Origin of the sequence: Chryseobacterium paludis (genome assembly GCF_025403485.1) — a bacterium.
Lineage (GTDB): Bacteria > Bacteroidota > Bacteroidia > Flavobacteriales > Weeksellaceae > Chryseobacterium > Chryseobacterium paludis.
In genome coordinates this window covers 736,541-757,674 of record NZ_CP099966.1, presented here as the reverse complement: position 1 = coordinate 757,674, position 21,134 = coordinate 736,541, and the positions used below count along the sequence as shown (strand labels likewise).

At 33.2% G+C, this 21,134-nt stretch carries 15 protein-coding genes; 10 read left to right on the top strand and 5 right to left on the bottom strand.

Annotated elements, in window-relative coordinates:
* Positions 1-29: 29 nt before the first annotated feature.
* Positions 30-1,160: an alpha/beta hydrolase-fold protein gene (locus NG806_RS03040; RefSeq protein ID WP_261511920.1), complete on the bottom strand. Its 1,131-nt coding sequence runs from the start codon at positions 1,158-1,160 to the stop codon at positions 30-32.
* Between the two features lie 408 nt (positions 1,161-1,568).
* On the opposite strand from NG806_RS03040, the gene NG806_RS03035 reads away from it, so the two are divergent.
* From NG806_RS03035 to NG806_RS03025, 3 genes are all read left to right on the top strand, one after another.
* Complete coding sequence (locus NG806_RS03035; RefSeq protein WP_261511917.1) at positions 1,569-1,712, top strand: bacteriocin-like protein; 144 nt, start codon at positions 1,569-1,571, stop codon at positions 1,710-1,712.
* 28 nt (positions 1,713-1,740) lie between these two features.
* Positions 1,741-1,887 (top strand): bacteriocin-like protein, encoded by a 147-nt coding sequence (locus NG806_RS03030; RefSeq protein WP_261511915.1) that lies wholly within the window; start codon positions 1,741-1,743, stop codon positions 1,885-1,887.
* 128 nt (positions 1,888-2,015) lie between these two features.
* Entirely contained in the window at positions 2,016-2,945 is a 930-nt protein-coding gene (locus NG806_RS03025) for a bifunctional helix-turn-helix transcriptional regulator/GNAT family N-acetyltransferase (RefSeq protein WP_214825808.1), read from the top strand.
* A gap of 37 nt (positions 2,946-2,982) precedes the next feature.
* Here NG806_RS03025 and NG806_RS03020 read toward each other — a convergent pair whose 3' ends face one another.
* On the bottom strand, positions 2,983-3,576 hold the full coding sequence (locus tag NG806_RS03020; RefSeq protein ID WP_261511914.1) for a dihydrofolate reductase family protein: 594 nt from the start codon (positions 3,574-3,576) through the stop codon (positions 2,983-2,985).
* A gap of 35 nt (positions 3,577-3,611) precedes the next feature.
* The gene (locus NG806_RS03015) at positions 3,612-4,487 is read right to left on the bottom strand and encodes an alpha/beta fold hydrolase (protein ID WP_261511913.1); all 876 of its coding nucleotides are present in this window, start codon (positions 4,485-4,487) and stop codon (positions 3,612-3,614) included.
* A gap of 523 nt (positions 4,488-5,010) precedes the next feature.
* On the opposite strand from NG806_RS03015, the gene NG806_RS03010 reads away from it, so the two are divergent.
* The gene (locus tag NG806_RS03010) at positions 5,011-5,829 is read left to right on the top strand and encodes a helix-turn-helix domain-containing protein (protein ID WP_214825810.1); all 819 of its coding nucleotides are present in this window, start codon (positions 5,011-5,013) and stop codon (positions 5,827-5,829) included.
* Positions 5,830-5,831: 2 nt separating this feature from the next.
* Here the strand turns inward: NG806_RS03010 and NG806_RS03005 are convergent, their stop codons facing one another.
* Both NG806_RS03005 and NG806_RS03000 read right to left on the bottom strand, forming a co-directional pair.
* On the bottom strand, positions 5,832-6,275 hold the full coding sequence (locus tag NG806_RS03005; RefSeq protein ID WP_261511912.1) for a YybH family protein: 444 nt from the start codon (positions 6,273-6,275) through the stop codon (positions 5,832-5,834).
* Positions 6,276-6,462: 187 nt separating this feature from the next.
* Positions 6,463-8,091, bottom strand: coding sequence for a hypothetical protein (locus tag NG806_RS03000; protein ID WP_214825811.1), 1,629 nt, complete (start codon positions 8,089-8,091; stop codon positions 6,463-6,465).
* 252 nt (positions 8,092-8,343) lie between these two features.
* On the opposite strand from NG806_RS03000, the gene NG806_RS02995 reads away from it, so the two are divergent.
* The 6 genes from NG806_RS02995 to NG806_RS02970 all read left to right on the top strand — a co-directional run bounded on the left by NG806_RS02995 (position 8,344) and on the right by NG806_RS02970 (position 21,130).
* Positions 8,344-8,793 carry a hypothetical protein gene (locus NG806_RS02995; RefSeq protein ID WP_214825812.1) on the top strand — a complete coding sequence of 150 codons (450 nt, stop codon included), beginning with the start codon at positions 8,344-8,346 and terminating at the stop codon, positions 8,791-8,793.
* Positions 8,794-9,267: 474 nt separating this feature from the next.
* On the top strand, positions 9,268-10,704 hold the full coding sequence (locus tag NG806_RS02990) for a helix-turn-helix domain-containing protein (protein ID WP_214825813.1): 1,437 nt from the start codon (positions 9,268-9,270) through the stop codon (positions 10,702-10,704).
* Positions 10,705-10,718: 14 nt separating this feature from the next.
* Positions 10,719-12,242 (top strand): tetratricopeptide repeat protein, encoded by a 1,524-nt coding sequence (locus NG806_RS02985; protein ID WP_261511911.1) that lies wholly within the window; start codon positions 10,719-10,721, stop codon positions 12,240-12,242.
* Between the two features lie 607 nt (positions 12,243-12,849).
* Positions 12,850-15,618, top strand: coding sequence for a M4 family metallopeptidase (locus NG806_RS02980; protein WP_261511910.1), 2,769 nt, complete (start codon positions 12,850-12,852; stop codon positions 15,616-15,618).
* A 543-nt stretch (positions 15,619-16,161) separates the two neighbouring features.
* The gene (locus NG806_RS02975) at positions 16,162-17,562 is read left to right on the top strand and encodes a glycoside hydrolase family 28 protein (RefSeq protein WP_261511909.1); all 1,401 of its coding nucleotides are present in this window, start codon (positions 16,162-16,164) and stop codon (positions 17,560-17,562) included.
* A 1-nt stretch (position 17,563) separates the two neighbouring features.
* Positions 17,564-21,130, top strand: coding sequence for a DUF4450 domain-containing protein (locus tag NG806_RS02970; RefSeq protein ID WP_261511908.1), 3,567 nt, complete (start codon positions 17,564-17,566; stop codon positions 21,128-21,130).
* The last annotated feature ends 4 nt before the right edge of the window (positions 21,131-21,134 follow it).

The window sequence follows — 21,134 nt, the reverse complement described above, 5'->3', positions numbered from 1 at the left end:
TGGTTTATCCCTGGTTCTGGCCGGGGATTTTATTTGAAAATCTTCTGAGCAAACTGATATAGAGATCTTCTCCAGGTAAGCCATTCATGATAAGTGCCTGCAGAACTGTATAAAGTGTAAGAATACTTATTTTGGCTAAAAAAATCATTCAATGTTTTATTAAATTCAAAAAACCTTGCCTCTTCTTTTTCCCCGATTCCAATAAAAAAGTAAGGCTTTTTCTTTGATTTTAATAAGTTTCCGATTGGAAGTTCTTTAAAAGGGTCGGATTCGGTACCTTCATAAATCACTGGGCTAAATACCCCAATTGCTGAAAACATCTCAGGATGACTAGCTCCGATAAGCATGGCCTGATAACTTCCGCGAGAAAGTCCGGCAATAGCTTTTTTATCAGTCGTTTTATATTTCTTTTCAATATAGGGAATCAGTTCCTGAGTAAGGTTTTTGTTAAGGTTTTTGGAAGAAAGAACAGTTCTTGGATAATCATCTGCCATCTTTTCTTCTTCTGGATTTAATGCAACTCCATAATCCATAACCACGATCATTTCCTTAGCTTTTTTCTCTGCAAAAAGGTTATCAAGAATTTGGCGGATAAAACCTTGTTTTTCCCATCCTGTAATATCTTCTCCTGTACCATGATATAAGTACAGAACAGGTAGCTTCTCCGATCCGTAATTCGGGGGAAGATATACTTTAAAATTTCTTTTACCCTGTGTTATATTCGAATTTAAGCTGTCATCAACTATTTCCCCGTGTTTTACATTTTTCTCCATAAAAAAATCTTCTCCTGAGGGAACTTCAATACCACTGGTAGGTTGGCCATAGCCAAAATACAGCTGTGTATTTGGATCATTTACCCGTTTGCCATCCACATTCAACCAGTAATAATGAAACCCTATTTCCAACGGTGTTGTTGAGATATTCCAAAAGCCATCTTTATCTTTTGAAACAAGGGATTTTATACTTTTCATTCCATCACCACCATCTAAGGTCACCGATTTTGCATCTGGAAAATAAACACGAAATTTCGCTTTCCTCTCTGCATCTATTTTAGGAAATGCTTTTCCAGGCAAGGCTGTAGAAGTAATTGTATAGGTTTGGGAAAATGCTATTGAAGAAAATAAAATGAAACTAAGAAATATCTTTTGTAGGTACTGCATTATTTTAGTTTTAAAAAATAAGAAAATCATAATCATTCATCACAAGACACCATTTTTAAGAAAGGTCTTAAATCAGTCTTTAAGTTAACATCAGGTAATTTCATTTCAATATTAAGGAAATATTTATAGAAAAATAGTCAAAGACAGAATTTTCAAAAATTATCGAAGTTTAATTTAAAATCAAAAAATAAATGAAAATCAAGAATATAAATACTTAGAACTTAACAATGATTAATCAAATTACAGATAAAATAATACTTCAAAACCTACATTCCATAAGTAAACTAATTGAATATTAATATTTTAATAATAATTTCACTTCAATTAACCAAAATTGATTAATTTAGAATGAACTAAACGTAATCTGCAAAACTAAAGCAGAATAGCAAATTATAAAATTAAATTCTTATGAAAAATTTAAAAAAAATCAACAGACAAGAAATGAAAACCATCCAGGGCGGCATTAACTGCATGGGTGGACAACTGTGTTTGATCAACGGAAAATGGCAGTGTATGCCATATGACGGATGTGGTGGCGGAAATCAACCGTAATTCTTAAGTTCAACCAAATTACTTTATTATGAAAAATTTTAAGAAAATTTCAAGAGATCACCTGAAGAATATTAATGGTGGTGCCGTGACGTGCTCTGAAGCATGTTGTCCTCCTCCAGGAACAAAAAGATGTCCTTGGGTGTATTGTTTTGCACCATGTGAGATATTGAGCTAAATACTACAAGTTTTTAGATCATATAAAAGCTGTCCTTTTGGGCAGCTTTTTTTTAATGTAAAATAATAATGAAATAATATTTCCACTAAAAATAGTTGACTTAGTCAACTATTGTGTATTTTTACATTATGAAACAAGAATATATTGACCAAATAAGATCCTTTAACAGGAATTATACGCAGGTACTGGGGTTGCTTAACAAAGGTATCCTGGATGGAGACCTTGGCATTTCGGAGGTTAGGGTTATGCGTGAAATTTATTTCAATTCTGATATAACACCAACACAAATCGCCAGTACTCTTGAATTAGATAAAGGTTTCTTAAGCCGGATACTTAAACGTTTTGAAAAATTGGGTCTCACTATTAAAAAGAAATCTGGAGAAGACCATCGCTCAAATATTATTAATCTTACAGATGTAGGTCGTATGACGTATGAAAAAATAAATCTTGATTCGGACAATCAGATAGAAAATTTATTTACTGACTTTTCCAAAGAGAAATTGAAAACCATCATTCGATGTATGAATACCATCGATTCACTTCTTCACCAAAAGGATGATCATGACCCAGTTGACCCTATCATTATTCGTCCGATTGAAGAAAAGGACAATGAGCAATTAGCGGCTCTTATTCGTCAGGTATTTGATGAATTCAATGCTTCTAAAAAAGGAAGCGTATATGATGATCCCCAGACAGATATATTATATCAACATTTTCTACATCCTTCTGCTGAATATTGGGTAGTAGAATGTAATCATACAATTTTAGGAGGGTGTGGCTTTTATCCAACCCCAGGACTACCTTCATCATGTGCGGAGATTGTCAAGTTCTACCTTTCAGATAAATTAAGGGGAAATGGTATTGGCTTATATCTTCTTAATATGATTGAAGAAAGAGCAAAAAAAGCTGGTTACCATCAACTCTACCTGGAATCCTTCGAGGTATTTCAAGGTGCAGTATCTTTATATGAAAAACTGGGTTACAAACATTTAGATGACTCACTCGGTAATTCAGGACATTACGCTACAACAATTCATATGTTGAAAAGTATCGATTAGAAAATGACAGAAAAGTTAATAATCTTAAAATCAAAATCTAAATTTCAACATCACCAGTTATCACTTTTCCATCACGTTTGTAAGTGGCTATAATAACTCCTTTTGATGTTACCGGATTTTCCGTTAATGTAAATGCCGCCGGGATCATATTATTTTCAAATAGCTTTTTCCCTTCACCAAGGATTAAGGGGTAAATTTTGAGCCGCATTTCATCAACGAGATCATGTTTTAGCAGCAATTGGACAAGCTTACTGCTGCCCCAAACCTGAATATCAGCACCTTCCGAATTCTTGAGCATTTTGATGTCTTCAAGACTTTTAATAAAAGTGGTGTTTCCCCAATCTGATTCTTCCACGGTGTGAGACAGAATGTATTTATTACCATCATTGATACCTGGCCAGAAGTCAGCATGCTGAGGCCAATAGGATGAAAAAATATCAAAGGTTTTCCTACCCAAAAGATAATCCGATGGCTTCATTTCTTCTTTCATGATCTCGCCGAAAAGCTCATCCCCGTAAGACACCGTCCATCCACCATATTTGAAGTCTCCGGATACGTCTTCCTGAGGTCCACCAGGAGCCTGCATAACACCATCCAATGTCATCATTGATAAAACAGTTATTTTCCTCATCTTATTATTTTTTTGTAGTCTAAATCTGAATTTAATTACTTTAAAAAACTGTTCAAATAACCCAAAATAATTGAAGTCTGCATCATAAGGCTGACATGGCTCTGTCCTGGAACGATGGCTAATTGAGATTTTGGCATTGGTTTAAAATCTGCAGAAATACCACCTCCCAACAATTTATATGTTTTTGCCAGCTCTACTTTATCCAGTCCGTCATTATCTCCAGAAATAATTAATACAGGTGAAGAAATTTTCGAAATATTATTGTCTCCAAAGTCATATGGAACTCCAGCGGAAGCAATCATCTGCTCTAAGAATTTTGTCCATTTTGTTTTATCAGGTGCTACTGCATCATACGCAGTCTGCATAGGGCTGTTTGCAAAAAGTTCTGGCTTCATGTTCTTAAAAGCATTGTTTATCTCAGGTAGCCAACCACTACTTTTATAGGTCGCAGAAATGATTACCAGGTTCTTAAGTCGTTTAGGACTTTGGATAGCAAATTCGTATGCTATAGCACCTCCAAAGCTATACCCTACTACATCGGCACTTTCAATTTTCAGATAATCCATGACTCCAACTACATCACTTGCTAAGGTAGCATGAGACAATTTTCTATCTGAAAATGCTGTATGTCCATGTCCCTGCAATTCAATTGCAATGACTTTCCTTGTTTTTGACAGCTCTGGAATTAACTGCCCCCAGTTTGTGTCAATGGTCATAAAAGCGCCATGCAATAGAACAATGGGTCTACCCTCACCATATACTTCATAATAAACTTTAATACCATTAACCGGTACGTAGCCACTGTTAGAAGGCATTATTTGTTGCCCATATAATTGCGATGCTGTAAACATCATAATAACAACCATTACTAATGGCGTAAGGAACTTACAGGAATTTAATAGATTTTTCATAATTATATTTGATTTTGTTTAACCAAAATTAGTAATCTATCATGAAAATTAACTTGCCATAAGGCAAGATTTTATTTTGAAGCTATAAAGGACCTAAGAAAAGCAGATCTTTCTATATTAAAAAAAAAGAAAAAATTAAACATGTTTTTTATTATCCAGTTCCACCATATATCCTACCATTAATAATTAAAAAAATGTATTATTCCCATTTTACTGCCAGAATTCATTGCTTCATAGAAATGTTTACTTTATCAAAATATACATTCTTTATCAAACCCTTTTCTTTGATTTTTCTGTATTCTTCTCTCTCAACATCAATCCTTTTCTTTTCACCGTTAAAAGTATTTATTAAAAATATTTTGAAAATTACTTTACATTTGTAAGTAGTTACCATTTTGATATATAGGAACATAAGTAAAACCGGGTATTAATTTCCGGAAAATAGATAATGTCAATCACCAATTGTAACCGGAGTCAGATAAGTTGCAAAAAGATATATTATAAGTTTTAATAAAATCATCATATGCAGATTTTACCTTCCACAATTTTAGCACCCTACATAAAGAACTTTACTGTTGTTACGATTGACAGGGATATTGATAATGAGGTATTTTATCCAAGTGGATATGTAGATTTAATCATTAATTTATCTGGAGGGGCAGCCGCCACTATTATCAATGGTAAACGGAAGAACACTCCAGATATAGAATTGTTGGGACATCTTACCCTTCCCACCAGGCTTACAGTAAAAAAATATACATCTATTCTTATTGCTCGTATTTACCCGTATGCTGCATCATTATTCTTTTCAGCCCCTTTATCCGAATTCACTAACTATGCCACAGATATGTATGATGTGGCCAATGCAGAAAACAAGGAATTATATGATCGCATAATGCTGACAGAAGGACTCATCTCTAAAATCAGTATTTTGGAAACTCACTTTCTTAAGCAACTGAAAAAAAACGAAACGCGGTTAAAGAAAATTTCAATTATCCAGACCCTCAGCCAACAGTTTTTTCTCGATCACCAACCATTAGCCCTCTCTACTATTGCGCAGAACTCAGGACTGTCTGAAAGATATATCCAAAAGCTTTATATGATGAATATGGGTATTAGTCCATCAGCCTTTTCTGGAGTAATACGGTTTAATAAGAGTTTACAGATGGTACTGAATACAGCAGCATCACTTACTGAAATAGCTTATGCATGTGGATATTACGATCAGGCACATTTCATTAAGGAGTTCAGAAAATTTACAGCTATTACTCCATTTGCATCCAGGAACTCACTGATAAAAAATGATGCTGAATTTCAACAAGCCGTCAACATCGGTTTCTGAATCTATTTCACCAGGTGGTTACTGCTGAACATATCGCGATGCATCTTCCAACCTTCGTTTGTATTTTTCCAGATAACAATTACTTTTCCATCATCCAGTTTCTTACCCTCCAGATCTGTCATCTCATAATAACTTTCCTCTGTTACATATGTTTTACCGTCTCCATAAAGGTTCTGGATAGAAAATTTAACATGTACTTTAGGTCCGGACTTAAAGAATATTCCTATTTCTTTGCTCCCACATACTGGTGTAGCGTTTGGAGGAAAGAGACAGGCATCATCGGTATATCGGGTCAGGATGGATCCATCATTTTTATTAGCAAGGTCAGCGTAGATAGCATTGCTCGCTTCAATTGTCTTTCTCACAGAACTAAAGGCATCACTGGTTTGAGCATTACACCAAAAAGCTAATGTCAGCAATCCACTTAAAACAAGTATTTTTTTCATTTCAATTTTTTATTCAAAGTAAATCATCTTTACTCACTAAAAATTGTAAAATAGCGAACAAATTATATGGATACAAAATATATAAATAAATCAATTTCCAGCAAAAATCTATTTTGAAAAGAACGAGAGATTGCTTTCCTATAAAAATTGACAGAAGCTTATATGTGCCAATTTTGTTGAAGGACTTTTAAAAAACATAATTAAGATCAAGCCCTGAAAACATTACCGGTTCTCCTTTACCAATCACACTCCCTAATCTAACCTCTAAAGGTAATATCATCTGTGCCGGAATCCTTAACCACAAGGGCATATTGTAATAATTGATATTAAAAAGTGGCCCTAGCTGTATGCCCACAGAGGGTACAAATACAATAGAAGCTTTTCCTTCCTGAAATTCAACCCCACCTTCCATATAACTGATAAAACCCAAAAACTTTTTATCCGTGATCCAATAATCATAATTGCTCCTGACACCTCCTTTTAACAAATAAACTCTTTGCCGGGGCAATTCAGAACCGAATTGGCCAATACTCCCAAATCCATAACTCAGCGTATAACCATTAAAATAATCCAACATTCCTCTTTTTGTTCCCAATTCATTATACTCATACCGTTTTGAGAAAAGCCCAAACTTCAACCTGAATTCACCGCTTTCCAAATTAGCACTTTTAAATGCTCTCGAATTAAAACCAAAGACTATAGAATTTCCAATCCTACTCCTGATGAAGTTTCGGTCTGGTAATATCTGACTCGCCTTCCTGGCCTCTACTGTAATCAGGCTGTCAGGAAGGAGATTGTTTAAATCGGTATTATAGGGGATCGGTATCAGCCATAGAGGTTTAATAGAATCTAACAAATCATCAGCCTTCATACTTCCAATTAACTTCCCTGAATATGCATCAAATACTTCTGAAAGCGAAACCTGAACGGCCTCAATTATCCTGTCAGCGCCACTCTTTTCCAATGATCCATCACCATAAGCTTTCCATACCTCACCTCGCCTATTGACCACCATACTTCCTTTCATCGAATAAAAATCATGCAATGCTTTATTATTGGTAAAAGATGCCAATGGACTCCTGTTTACCACAAGATGCCCTGATGAAAAAGCATCTTCCAGAAAATGGTCTGCAAAACTGTTAAACAATATAGCCTGTTGTAACCATGTTTCTGCACGTTCCTGATCAAATTCCTTAAGCTTACCAGCTTTTGCAGCAAGATCCATGGCTATTAAGTGCACCGTCACATACATTGTCAGTGCATTTGTCTTTTTCAACTTTTGAAATACAGCTTTCACTTTGGTTTTATTCTGTGCATCCTGTACCCAAACCGGTGTAAAAGCATTAAGCTGCGAGCGTAGGTCTTTACCATACAGATAAAAATGCGACATATTAGCTACTGCTAACAGCGCATATCGCATATCGAGCCCAGCCAGCTTTGCATCGGGTGCTGCCAATTGTCCCTGATCAATATACAATTGGTGCATAGTGATGATCTGTTGGATCACGGATTCTTTATTACGCAATTGCTCTTCAAGCAATACCGGATCTATTTCATGGTCTCCATTAAGCCCGTTTAATATACCATAACTGATTTTATTGCCGCCAGAAGACAAAAACCCAAAATTTTCAGGATCTTCTCCACTTAGTATCGCTTTAAAAAAGAATCCACCTCCAGGTTGATCCAAATGCATAAACCTGAACCGTTTAAAAGCAGCATCCCCGATCTTTTTATGTTCCCCATATAAATAGGCGAAACTTTGACCGGGGATTGCTAGAAATACTAAGATAATACCAATGGACATACGTAATTTCATAATCCATTAAAATTTATCTGTTTTTGATCTCTGAGGTTTGTTAGGTTGCAACAATATTTTATGTTTTATTTTATCTTTTGGGTTAGCAGTATCTAACAAATATAAAGCATCCGCATTTCTAATAATGAGAAATTATACTAACAGTACCTTATTTTATACAAACTCTACTAGAAGATTATTTAGTATAAAAAATATGTCTTCTTGTATAATAAAGAAAAATAACCGCCCGATTATAATTTCTTTTGTAATACGATGAATTTATTAAATAGACTTCAGCAATATACGACTCACATCATGGATGAACCCCATTTGTCAGGGATACAGCAAGAGGAAAAAATGATCCAGGTTTTTGATCTTTGTCATTTTATTGATATATACAATCAATCATTGCAAATAATCGATTATGAGCATAAAATTAATGTCATTGAAGAAAATGGTATACGAAAAGGAATCTACTTCTGTGATCTCCTTTATAACATACAATACTCTATTGACAAATGGATGTATCAAATAAGTAATTTACAGAATTTAAAAAATCAGTTAAAGATCGAAGAACTGTGGTTTGTGATTGTTGTAGAAAGCTTCTTTTCAAAAGATTTGATTGGTAGTGAGAAATTTGTGAAAAAAAATAACGTTGATAGGATATATAACAAAATATTCTATTTCAATTTTTCTCAATCAACAATTAAAATCTTAAAATAGGCTATATTAGAGATAATAACAGAGAATAAAGAACGAATAATGAAGAACGACTTAAACCACATAAGAATTCATTATTTATTCAATTACACTTAAACTTTAAGCAATAAAAAAATTTCTAAAATATAGAATGACATCGTTCTATTTATTCATTTTCTTAACACATACAAGTACACTTTGTATTCATTTATTTTTATAAACTGAATTAGTTGTTTTTCCTGGAATAATTCCATTTAAATTCAACATGTAATACCTATGTCATACATTCATTAAAGGATTATGTAATACAAATTCTTATTATTGCCGCACATAATCATAATCAATATTAATTCAAACGCCGAGAACTAAGTAATTTATTTTAATTACTTAGTTAAAGCACTCATTTAATATCTTCAGTAATTAATTCATTAATTAATGTAAAATATCAAAATATTCCCTAGTTTTACACACCACAATTCGCAAAATAACTAGTACAAAATGAAAATTCTCACATTATTCATCGCTATTTTCATATTTAATCATCAAGATATAACACCTAAATATATAGATTCAGAATTTCAAAATATAGAAAATTTAGCTAGAAAAGGTAACTACAATCAGTTTATGTCCAGAAATATGTCGGTATTGAAAAGCTCTAAACGGATCAATTATTCTAAAGGCATTGCACTGAGCTATTTGAATCTTTCTTATGGATATTCATACTCCAGAAACTACAAAAAAAGCTTCCAATATTTACAACTTGCTAAAAATGCAGAATATGCTAAAGATAATTTTGATTTTCAAGTCAACTTTAAAAGATTTCTGGGCTTTAACTACTCTAATATTGGACTTTATCGGGAAGCTATTAATGAGCTTAAAGAGGTAATAGTTTTAGCTGATGATATGTCAGCTGATACTCTCAGGGTATATACTAAATCTTCAGCATACTGTGATATAGCAGCTATTTATAAGAACCAAAAGCAATTAGATTCTTGTAAACTATATTTAGGAAAAGGACTTAATATTCTAAAAAATCAAAAAAAATTAACTCCCAGACTTCAGGCAATTTTATTATGGTATTCTATGGGTTTGATCGAAGTAAATATCACTGAAAAAAAAATAGATTCAGCAACTATACTGCTCCAGGCGATAGAAATTCCATCAAAAAAAATTCTTGGAAACAATAATTTTAGGCTATACAAAGTAAAAGGCTTAATCAATTGCTATAAAAAAGAATATGATTTTGCCATTATAAATTATCAAAAGGCAATTGAACTGGTTAAAAACACCCATAATATAGTACAATTACAATGGCTATATCATGCTATGTCTGAAATTTACAAGCAGAAAGGGGATAATAATTCCGCTCAAAAATACTCTAAAATGTCGGCTGCTATAAATGAGAAATTAATACGGACAAAGCAACCGGAAATTGAAAAAATAGTACAAGAATTAATTATACAAAAAGAAAGTAAAATAGAGACCACAAACCAACTTTTACTAGGCAGTTTGATTTTATGTACTTTCTGTTTGCTTATTTTTATGTTTTTCATGATAAGAAAGAGAGATAAAAAGAAAAAAAAATTTAATCTAAAAGATGAAGAAACTACATTATTAAATGAAAAACTTCCCATTGCTTATGAAGAGATCATACAAATGGCGAAAAATAATAATTCAGAATTTCTAACCAGGTTTCAAGAAGTATACCCTGATTTCTTTTCAAGCCTTTTAAATATTGATCCCATGCTTCTTCACAGTGAGTTAAAGTTTTGTGCTTTGCTATTTCTCGATTTTTCTACCAAAGACATAGCGACATATACTTTCGTAAAACCTCAATCCATACAAACACGAAAAAACAGATTGAGAAAGAAACTCAACATTACTTCTGATCAAGATATTTACAATTGGATGAAGAACATTAATAATGCTATTTAATAATTCATTAATCTATGCTAAAAATTCTATTCTTTTTATTTTCAACTTTTATATTTGCCCAGGAAAAGATCACTTCTCAATATATTGATTCGAAACTTAAAAGGCTAAGTACTTTAGGACTAAATGGAAAACATGATCAATATATAAGAGAAAATATGTTGGTCTTGAAAGAAGCAAAAAAAATCAGCTATTCTAAAGGAATTACGTTGATTTATTTAAATCTATCCAATACTTTTATTTTTGAAGCGAATTATAAAAAAAGTCTAAAGTATCTGAATTTGGCAAAAACAGAGAACTATGCTAAAAACGATCTCTGTACTCAGATGAAAATAAAACAACTTACCAGTTATAATTATATTGCTATAGGCCTTTATAAAGATGCCATAATTGAACTTAAAGAAATAGCTGTATTATCAGATAAAATACCTGTTGATTCAATAAAAATATATACTAAAGCATCGGCATTCATTGATACTGGTGTCGTGTATAGAGGTAAAAAACAATTTGACTCTGCTACTTTCTATCTCGAAAAAGCAATTGCTCTATTACAGAAGAAAAAAAATCAAAGATTACAAACAATATCAGCTTGGGCTCATTTAACATTGATAGAAGTTAAAATTGACGAAAATAAAATTGATTCGGCAGATATATATTTTAAATTATTGAAAGTACAAAAAAGAATTTTAGTAGGTAGCTGTAATGTCAAATTATATCAGGTTAAAGGCAAAATTTATGACAGAAAGAAAAAATATTCATTAGCTATTAACAACTATCAAAAGGCGTTAGAATTAGCTAAGGAAACTAAGAATATACATGTCATGTCAGATCTTTATCAATTAATTTCTCAGGCCTATTTAAAAATTAATAATAAAGAGTTATACAAAACATTTCTCCAGAAATATAATTCTACCAATAATAGTTTAAATACGAGCTCTCAAGACTCAACGGAAAGCATTGTAAAAGAGTTGGTTATCAAAAAAGAGGAGAAATTGAAGTCCAAAACCAGATCCTTAATTTATATTATATGTATAATCGCTATATTGGTTATAGCTTTTTTTATATACATTTTTACAAAGATCCGTAAAGAGCGAAAGATTTTAAATAAAAAAAATCAAGAAACTAAATTATTAAACAAAAAGCTAAATACTGATTTTGAAGAAATAGTAAGATTAGCTAAAAACAATGATTCGGAATTTTTAAACCGCTTTCAAGAGGTATATCCTGATTTATTTCCAGGACTTTTAGAAATAGAACCTAATATGCTCATCAACGAATTACGATTTTGTGCTTTATTATTCCTTAACTTTTCAACTAAAGATATTGCTCAATATACGCTTGTACAACCACAATCCATACAAATAAGAAAGCATAGATTAAGAAAAAAATTGGGGATCCCATCAAACGTTGATATCTACATCTGGATGAAGAATGTCAATCAAAATAATAAAACAGCCGATTCAACTATTCAACATAAACTTTACAGTTACAGTAAATACAATTGTATAATAAAAAAATTAAGCACCTTAATTAAAAGATAAAGTATGAGTAAAAATAGGAATCAACAGAACCTTAGAACCTCACTACATTCAACATTAATTAATAATCACAAGGAAAAACATTTCCTACGGAGACATAACATCCCGATTTTGGTATTTCATTTTAAGTTTTCTTTATTATTGGTATCACAATAAATATTCAAAAAAGAGAAAATAATAGCAATAAATATCAGATTTCCTAAACCAAAAAATAGATCTGTTACAACGAGAATATAATGGAGTTGATTTGTATAAATGATATTCTTTTCAGAATCTATAATTGCAGATTACCAATTTTTAATACTTCATATCTGGAAAATAGTATACAAAATGCATGTTAAAATTGAAAAATATAGATTTTATATCTGCTTTAATTTTATTAAAATAATAATATTGCATCATCTCCCAGATTTACAAACAACTTTAAACAACTGATTTACAACAACTTAAATACGTGTTATATCTATGTAATATCCTCAAATTACAGCGTATAATGGTTTGGATTGTATACTTGTGAAATCAATGGTCATTGTAAAGTGAATTGTGAAAAACATAACTTTTACTCTAACTGTTGAATTTTAATAAACAAACCAAACAAAAGATTTTATTTATGAAAAACAAATTAATTTTTGCGTTTTTTATTCCACTTTTAGTAAGTGGTATTTCTCTACAAGCTCAAAGATATGTTGAGCAAAAGATCAATAGTGATGATGGCAGATCATCATTCATTAAGTTCAATTCAGGAACAGCCGCTAAAGACCTGGCCTTATCGGACAACAAAAAGTTTTTCTCAGAGCTTTTAAACCTCCCTGCAGGATCTGAAATGGTTAAAACGGAATCTGCAAAACTGTTCAGTGATTTTTCGGACGAAAAATACCAGCTTTATCACAATGGGATTAAAGTTGAATTTGCCAAGTACATATTGCATTATATAAAAGGCAATCTGGTAAGCATGAACGGTGAAATGTATGATACTGACAATGTGAATACCCAACCCGATTTTTCAGAATCTGTGGCACTTCAAAAAGCCATAAAACATCTGGGTGCAAAAACTTTAATGACAGGAACTGAGCATGGAAAAGAAATTGGGTATCAGCCAAAAGGAGAACTTGTTTTAATCCCTGTTGAGGCTTCTAATGGAAAGTATAGACTTTTATTATCATATAAGTTTGATATTTTTTCAGCTGAACCATTTTTAAGATCTCATGTTTATGTAGATGCAAAATCCGGAGCAATAATACTTAATGATCCCATCATGAAACATGCGGGAGAAAATGCCCATGGAAAAGAATTGAGTAGCATCCCAATTATTGGAGTAGAAAATCAGGCAAAACAGGATTTTGCATCAATTTTTGTTGCAGGAACAGCCCAAACAAAATACAGTGGATCAAAGTCTATTGAAACCACTCTTTTGAATAATAAATATGTATTAAAAGATAACACAAGAGGTGGTGGAGTAAATACTTATAATAACAATAATGCGAATTATACCAACCTTGTAAAAAACAATATCACGGATACAGATAATAACTGGACCACTGCAGAACATTCTTCTACCGGTAATGATGTGGCACTGGATGTACACTGGGGAGTAGAAAAAACGTATGATTATTTCAAAACAGCTTTCAATAGAAATAGTTATGATAATCAGGGTGCTGTACTTGACAGTTATGTTCATGTATTAAATTCTTGGGAAAATGCAGCTTGGACAGGAAGCGAAATGGTATATGGTGATGGCGCAAGTACATTCAAACCACTTGGTGCATTTGATGTTACAGCTCACGAATTAGGACATGCAGTATGTCAAACAACTGCCAATTTAGTATACCAAAGAGAATCAGGAGCTATAAACGAGGGACTTTCTGACATCTGGGGTTCCGTGGTTGAAAATACATATGCACCGGATAAACAGAACTTTTTAATTGGAGAAGATATTACCAAAGTATCTCCTAGTTATTTAAGATCACTTAGTAATCCAAACTCAGGATTATCAAAACAACCGGACACTTATAAAGGAACCTATTGGAAAGATGCAAGTAACAATTGTATTCCTAACCCCAACACCAATGATAATTGTGGTGTTCATTACAACAGTGGTGTCCTGAACTATTGGTTTTATCTTTTGGTAATGGGTGGTACAGGTACCAATGATATTGGAAATAGCTTTAATGTTACGGGAATAGGATTTGAAAAAGCTGCGAAAATTGTGTATAGATTGGAGACTTCTTATCTTACATCCAACTCCACTTATAATAATGCTTTAACCTATGGAATCCAAGCAGTTAAAGATCTTTTTGGTGCTGATTCGGCAGAACATATAGCGACTCAAAATGCATTTTATGCAGTAGGTCTAGGACAGGCATATACTGGAGGTGGAAACCCGACAACAGATACTCAGGCTCCTACTGCGCCTCAGTTGACAGCGTCTTCTACTACACAGAATTCCACTGCATTATCATGGAGCGGATCTACGGATAATGTTGCCGTAACGGGATATGATGTTTATAGAGGAACAAGTCTTTTAGGTTCTACTACTACAGCGACAACATATTCGGTGACAGGACTTTCGCCTTCTACAGCATATAGCTTTACGGTAAAAGCAAAAGATGCTGCAGGGAATGTTTCTCCAGCTAGCAATACAGTAAATGTAACTACCCAATCAGGTGGAACGACAACAACTTACTGTTCTTCTTCTGCAAACTCTACTTCAGATGAACGCATTGCTAATGTTAAATTTGCGAATATCAACCAAGCTTCAACAGGAACAACGGGATATGAAAACTTTACTTCTTCTATAGGAAATGTTGCAAAAGGAAATACCTATTCCATTACTATAACTCCATATTGGTCATTTTATAAGTTTAGTGAAGCTTATGCTGTTTATATTGATTATAACGGTGACGGCGACTTTACTGATGTTGGGGAATTAGCATGGTCTAAAACAGGCAGCACAACATCTCCTGTTTCAGGAAATATAACAATTCCAACAACAGCTATTACAGGTGATACAAGAATGAGAGTTATTATGAGATACAATTCATTGCCAACTTCATCATGTGGAACATTTGATTACGGTCAGGTTGAAGATTATACATTAAGAATAGCTTCATCTGCTGGTATCAGCTCATTGGTTTCTGAATCTTTAGCAGATAATAATACCATCAGTATTTATCCAAATCCGGTAAAAGAAATAATTAAAATTAAATCTGCTTCCGGTTCGGAGTTCAAATATCAGCTTATTGATGCTCTTGGAAAAGTGGTATTATCAGGAGAAACAAGATCTCAATCCATTAATGTAGAATCATTGCTTTCAGGAGTTTATATTCTATCATTAGATAATGGTAAAGAAAAAACCACACAAAAAATTATTAAAAATTAATCACTGATTTTTAAAAAATCCTGTAGGATTAAACAGGTAAAATGATGTAAACAGTTGTGAAATTAATTTCACAGCTGTTTTTTTTAAACTTATAGGTAATGACTGTTCAGTAAACTCTTTGCATTTATTTTTGCCTTTTTTACATGAAAACATTTAATAAAGAGAATTAATCTTTATCAAACCCTGTTTTAAATTCCAAAGATTGCAAATTAATACTTCCGATAAAGTTTGTAGGACAAATAAATATTTTAACTTCTATCTATTTAAAAAAACAGACCTTTGAAATTTCTTTTATTCTTTATTAATCATTATAAAAAGTACATTTTGAGTTTTTACATATGGTTTAATTTGGGTAAATCTAATTTCTCTTTATTTATTAATGCAATCGATTACATAAAAAATTATATATTTCAGAAAAAATTAGAAATCAGTTACGCCGACAGTGCAGGATAATTTCTAATTGCAATTATTTTAGATTGCGATAAAAGAAAAGAAAACTATAGAATAGCATTCCTATTTAAAACTAAACAATCTTATAATATTATGAAAAAGTATGCTTTATTCCTTTTTGCACTGTTATTATCAATCCAGATCTCGGCTCAATATAAAGCCTGGACTTCAGCACAGGAGCCACTAAAAGAAATTCAGGCATTAAAAAAACAAATTATAAAACCCAACTTCAGAAAAAAAGATTATCTCATTACTGATTTTGGTGCCATTGGAGATGGAAAAACAAAAAATACTGAAGCATTTAGAAAAACTATTGAAAGATGCAATTCTGAAGGAGGAGGAAGAGTTGTAGTTCCAGAAGGAATTTTTTTGACGGGTGCCATTTATTTAAAAAGTAATGTGAATCTTCATGTAAGTGAGGGAGCAACTATTTTGTTCAGTCAGGACAGTAATGATTATCCTATTGTATTCACAAGATGGGAAGGAATGGAATGTATGAATTATTCATCACTGATATACGCTTACGAGGAAGAAAATATCGCCATTACAGGAAAAGGAACATTAGATGGAAATGCAGATGAAGATCATTGGTGGTTTTGGTGTGGTGCAAGAAAATACGGTTGGAATGAGTCACGTCCCGGAAAGCAAACACCTGCACGTACAAAGCTCCATCAATATATGGCTGAAAAAAAAGATCCTAGAGAAAGAGTGTTTGGAGATGGATATTACTTAAGACCTAATCTCGTTCAGCCTTACAAAAGTAAAAATTTCTGGATGGCAGATGTTCATGTAAAAAATTCCCCGATGTGGAACCTCAATCCGGTACTTTGTGAAAACGTTCTGATCGAAAGAGTAAGAATAATAAGTCATGGTCCCAATAATGACGGTTTCGATCCGGAGGCATGTAAAAATGTTTGGATTAAAGATTCCTATTTCGATACCGGAGATGATTGTATTGCCATAAAATCCGGAAGAGATGAAGATGGAAGAGATATCGGAAAACCTGCAGAAAATCATATCATTGAAAATTGCGAAATGAAAGACGGACATGGTGGCGTTGTGATCGGAAGTGAAATTGCAGGTGGTGCCAAAAACATCTATGCAGTAGGAAATGTAATGGACAGTAAAAATCTTGAAAGAGCACTTCGTATTAAAACCAGTTCGAGCCGTGGTGGAATTATTGAAAATGTATTTTTTTATAACACAAAAGTTGGCTCTTATAAAGAAGCAGCCGTCCGTTTCAATATGCATTATGAAAAACCCGGCAATTTTATTCCGACGATTCGAAATATATGGGTAGAAAACTTAGAGGTAAAAGGAGGGGGAAAATATGCTGTCCTTTCTGATGCTTATGAAACTTTTCCTGTAACGGATTTCACCATGATCAATGCTAAAATCAATGGTGTTGAAATTCCTTATAAAGTTGATTTCTTAAAAAATGTGACTTTAAAAAATGTCATTGTGAATGGCCAACCTGTAACCAATTTTAAATAAGATGCGAAAAAGATCAATTCTGGCCTGCTTTATCGTCTTATCTGCTTTTTTACTTTCTTTTTCCCAATCAAAACACTGGCAGAAAAGTGAGCGGAAACTGCATTATAAAGAAGACAACGGTGATTTTTTATTGGTCAATGGAAAATACAGATTCAATCGTGCACTTTATGGAAACCACTTGGCTTCCCGCATAGAAGCTGGTGACTTGCCGGAATTTGCCTTGTATTTCCCCGGAATGGGTGGCAATCTTCAGTTTGTTATTCAGAAAGGAAGTTCCATTAAAAAATTAATTCAGGCAGAAAAAATTGAAACCCGCTACCGCCCCGGAACAATGCTTTATACCATCAAAGATCCGCTTTTTGGGAATGGAAGTTTAAAATTAACTGTTTTAGCTCAATCAAAGCAGGAAGGTTTGATTTTAAAAATGGAAATGGATCATATAGATACTGATACCAAGATCTATGCTGTTTATGGGGGAGCAAGCGGAAAAGCCTTCAGTAGAAATGGTGATATTGGTGCTGATCCGGAATCAGGATTCTATTTACTTCCTGAATACTGTATCGATAATAAATTTCAAATTAATAAAAACCAGTTCCAACTCTCTTACTTTAACAAAAAAAAGGAAACTCAAGTTGTTAATGGAAGTTTTTCTAATACCAACTTATTACAATTAGCTGATGCTAAAACACTGCAAAATCTTTCTGACCTTACTCAAAATAAGGTTGAACGATCTCCTGTAATTTACACAACCTATTCAGCACAAAAAAAACCTGTTTACATTCAGATTACAAAAGGAGAATCAATTTCTGAAACGACCACAGAAGAACATTTTACAGCTATTTTTGATGAAGCTGAACAAGCCCGATCCGCATTGGCCAATCGGATTCAGTTAAAAACACCGGATTTTGATTTGAATAGCTTTGGAGCTACCCTTGCTATAGCTGCGGATGGCATTTGGGAAAGCCCTACATTTCTCCACGGAGCAATAGCCTGGAGAATGAGGTTAAATGCATGGCGCGGTGCTTATGCAGCAGACGTTCTCAGCTGGCACGACCGGGCAAAAGAGCATTTTGAAAGTTATGCAAACTCTCAGGTTTTGGTTCCTGAAAAAGCACCTGTTAAGATGGATACCCTTTTACATTTGGCTCGACATGCAGAAAATATGGGAACTTCAGTATTTTCAAGTGGATATATTTCAAGGAATCCCAATGACAATTCCAAACCCCATCATTATGATATGAATCTCGTTTTCTTTGACCAGATATTTTCTCATTTTAACTATACAGGTGATGTTGAGTTTTTAAAGAAAATGTGGCCGACAATGGTCCGCCATATGGATTGGGAAAAACGAAATTTTAAACGAAATAACCTTTACGATGCCTATGCAGCGATTTGGGCAAGTGATGCCTTACAATATTCTGGTGGTGGTGTCACTCATACTTCTGCCTATAATTATAGAGCCAACCGTGAAATGGCGAAATTAGCGAAAATAGTAGGTGCAGATCCAACGCCTTATGAAAAAGAAGCTGATATAATTCTGAATGCAATGAAAGATCAACTCTGGATAAAAAAGAATGGTTATTTTGCTGAATTTAAAGATGCTTTGGGTAACAAAATCCTTCATGATAAACCGGGAGTCTGGTCAATTTATCACGTTTCAGATGCTTTTATTTTAAATGAATTTGAAGATTATCAGAATACTCAATATATCAGGAATTATATACCACACATTCCGGTAACAGTGAAAGGTGAAGCTTCCAAAAACTATTATACTTTAGCAACCACAAACTGGCAACCATACACCTGGTCTATCAACAATGTCGCCTTGGCAGAAAATCTGCAGACCGCATTAGCTTACTGGCAATCCGGAAGAAACGAAGATGCATTCCAACTTTGGAAAGGTAATTTGATGGAAAGTATGTATTATGGAATCAGCCCTGGAAATTTTGAACAGTTATCCCATTATGATGCCTTTCGTGGTGAATTGTACCGGGATTTTGCAGATCCGATCGGAGTTGCGGCAAGAACTTTAACAGAAGGCCTGTTTGGTGTCTATCCAAAATTGTTGGAAAATAAAATTAACATAAAACCGGGATTTCCAAAAGACTGGAATTTTGCAGAATTGAAACTTCCGGATTGGGAATTTAAATTTAGCAGAAATTCTAAAAAAACGAATTATTGGTTTAAATCAAACTTTGCCAATGTGGTTTCACTCGATTTGTTAATTCCGATAAATCATACCCAAATAAAATCTGTAAAAGTAAATGGTAAAAAAATACATTGGAGCATACAACCGAATTCTATTTCACAACCTGTTGTAAAGCTGGAGACAGCAAAAGGAAAAGATTTTGCCATTGAAATTACCTACTCAGGAGAAGAATTAAAAAATGAGAAGACTGATTATATAAATTATATTTCTGAAAGTCTTCAACTTAATGTAGATTCTAAAAAGAAGATTCAGCAGATTTACGATCCACAGGAATTAATAAAATTCAGAAACGGAAATCAATTTGACTTAGTAAAAGAAGAACGGAAAGGAACTTTTTTCGTTCAACTCGAGCAAAATGGAACAAAATGGTGGCAACCTGTAAATGTTGACATTCAATATCCTTTAGAAATTAATTGGAGAATGAAAGGTCTGCAAATTCAATCACAATCATCAATTCAGATTAGTGGAAAATTGAAAATTAATGATTTTTTCCATACTTTTTCTATTAAAAAAGATGAGATGAAATTCATTGAAATTCCGACAAATGCTTTAAGTAAAGGAACTAATTCTGTTGAACTTGAATACAATGGAATCAAACAAAATTTAGAAATAACAGATTGGGAGATTGAAAATAAAGGAGAGTTTAATCCCATTTCACTGCAGTCACAATATAATGATCGGGTGACCCACATTTTTAACCAAAAATACCTTTCACCCCGACCAACAGTTCCTACTCTTCAGCTTCCATGGCAGGGAATTGGAAACTGGTGCTATCCATTGTCTACCACTCAAATTGATGATACCGGATTGATGGCCATTCGGAAAAATGAAAAGCTTACGTTTTTAGGAATTCCTTTTTTAATCAATAACGAAGAAAAAAATATTGTTTTTACGAGTCAATGGGATAATTATCCAAAATCCGTTGAAATACCACTGAAAGGAAAGGGTAAAAAGATCTATTTTCTTTTGTCAGGTTCTACTAATCCAATGCAGTCGCAGATTGTAAATGGAATGATTACAATTAATTATTCCGATGGTTCGTACACCAATTTGGAGCTAAAAAACCCCGTCAACTGGTGGCCGATTGAGCAGGATCTGTTTGATGATAATTTTGCTTTTGAAATCCCGGATGATAAAATCCCCTACCGGGTACAGTTAAAAACCGGCCTATTGTATAAAGGTGGAAGTTCAACGAAATATTCAGAAATAAAAGGACTTACCAATCGGGCAGTCGAAGGTGGTGCAGCCACCATTCTTGATCTGCCAATTGACCCCAAAAAGGAATTGAAATCAATTAAATTAACAGCAGTGAGCAATGATGTTGTAATCGGAATGATGAGTGCTACTGTCCTTAAATAAAAAT